This window comes from Streptomyces sp. NPDC059900 (assembly GCF_050270335.1).
GTDB lineage: Bacteria > Actinomycetota > Actinomycetes > Streptomycetales > Streptomycetaceae > Streptomyces.
In genome coordinates this window covers 1-1,957 of record NZ_JBNNJZ010000962.1, presented here as the reverse complement: position 1 = coordinate 1,957, position 1,957 = coordinate 1, and the positions used below count along the sequence as shown (strand labels likewise).

General features: G+C 69.6%; 1 protein-coding gene and 1 pseudogene. One reads left to right on the top strand and one right to left on the bottom strand.

The features are described 5' to 3' along the window. A pseudogene (locus ACQKIP_RS46195) lies at nt 1–1,269 on the top strand (GxGYxYP domain-containing protein); the annotation flags it as partial. 50 nt (nt 1,270–1,319) lie between these two features. On the opposite strand, the gene ACQKIP_RS46190 reads toward ACQKIP_RS46195, so the two are convergent. Beyond that, on the bottom strand, nt 1,320–1,957 hold a 638-nt coding region (locus ACQKIP_RS46190), incomplete at its 5' end, for a GntR family transcriptional regulator (protein ID WP_427745740.1).

Here is a 1,957-nt window from a genome sequence, read left to right as displayed (position 1 = left end):
TCTTTCGCCGACGACGGGTGGGGCGCGTCGCTCGCCTCCGTCGTGGTGAAGGCGGACGGCAGGGAGATCGCCTCTTTTACTTCCGGCACGGAGGCCGAGAAGCCCTGCCTCTTCGACGGGCTCAACTCCTCCCTCGGCGACCAGTCCAACCGCTTCAGCGACGGCGGCGGCTACTTCGTCTACCGCTTCGCCGCCCCCGCCGGGACACAGCACCTGGTCATCGAGGTCGACCTGTGGAACCAGTACCTGGTCACCGCCACCAGCACCGCACCCACCCGCATCGAGCCCTTCCCCTACTTCCGGGACTACGTGGTGGCGAGCAAGGCCATGGTGCTGTGGCTGCCGCCGTCCGGCGAGACCGGGAAACTCCTTGACGAGACCTTCGCGCGACTGGCGCCCACCACGCCGTACACCGGCTGGTTCTCCAACGACGTCGCAGGCGAGTGGGGCGGCGTGGACCGTGCCTCGCAGCACGGGATCGAGGTCGTCCCCGCCGACTTCTACATGAACGGCACCGTCCACGCGGGCGTGCAGGCGAAGGTCTCCGATACAGTCCGGCGCCGCCCGAAGGCCTCGCTGCGCAACCGCGTCTACCTCACGCTCACCGTCGGCGAGGGCGACAACGTGCAGTACTGCCAGCGCCGGATGCGCGACATCTGGGACGACCCCCGGCGCGGCAGCGTTCCCGTCAACTGGACGGTCAGCCCGCTGCTCGCCGACATCGGGCCCGCTCTCCTGGCCTACTACCAGCGGACCGCCACCGACAACGATCTGCTCATCTGCGGTCCCTCCGGGGCGGGTTACACCTATCCCGGCTCCTGGCCCGAGAAAGCTCTGGACGCCTACACCGAACTCTCCGGCCGCTACCTGCGCCGCACCGGGATGGACCTGGCCTACGCCTACAACCCCCGCAACGCCGCGAACGACGGCTGGATCCCCTTCGACGAGCGCGTGGCGGGCTCCTACCGCAGGAACACGCCGCTGCGCGGGATCATCCAGTCCTGGGAGACGGGAGACCTGCAGACCAGGCCGGCCGGGCTCCCGGTAATCGGCAACTTCTACCCGCCGGGAAAGGGCAAGGAGTTCCGCGACGCGCTGCTGCGCCACATCGAGGGCAGGGACGAGTCGCAGCCCCTGTTCGTCGCCGCCGCGATCAATGCCTGGAGCTGGACGCCCGGCGACATCGCGGAGCTGGCCTCACTGCTCGGTGAACCCTTCGAGGTGGTCCGCGGCGACGTGTTCTTCGCGCTGCTGGGTCAGAGCGGGTGAGTCTGGTTCTTCGGCGGAGGGGAGTGCGGGCGGAAGGCTGACCGCTCGCCTCACCCCTCGTCCGGCCGGGCCCAGTCGGAGCGGGTGTGCTCCAGGTGCTGTCGCATCAGCCGTTCCAGGCCCTCGGTGTCGTCGCGGGTGATCGCGTCGAGGATCTCGTGGTGTTCGTGCGCCGAGTTGTCGAGGGTTCCCTGTTCGGCGAGGGCTTCGAGGCCGTACAGGCGGGTCTGGTCGCGCATCGCGGCGACCGTGGACACGAGGCGGCGGTTGCCGCACAGTTCGAGCAGGTCCAGGTGGAAGCGGCGGTCGGCGTCGAGGAAGCCGGCCACGTCGCCGTCGCGGGCGGTTCGTTCGATCTCGTCGGCGATGATGCCCAGGCGCGCGATGTCCTCGGGCTTGGCGTTGGCCGCGGCCCGCAGGGTGCCGGGGACCTCCAGGAGCAGGCGCATGGTGTAGACCTCGTCGAGGTCGTGCTCGCTCAGCGGTATCACGCGGTAGCCGCGGTTGCGGACGGGTTCCAGGAGGCCTTCGCTCACCAGCGTGAGCATGGCTTCGCGTACCGGGCTGCTGGACACGCCGAGGCGGGTGGCAAGGGCCGCCGCCGAGTAGATGTCTCCGGGGCGGATCTCTCCCGAGACCAGCGCCTGCCGCACCAGGGCGAGGACCTGGTCGCGCAGGCTTCTGCGCT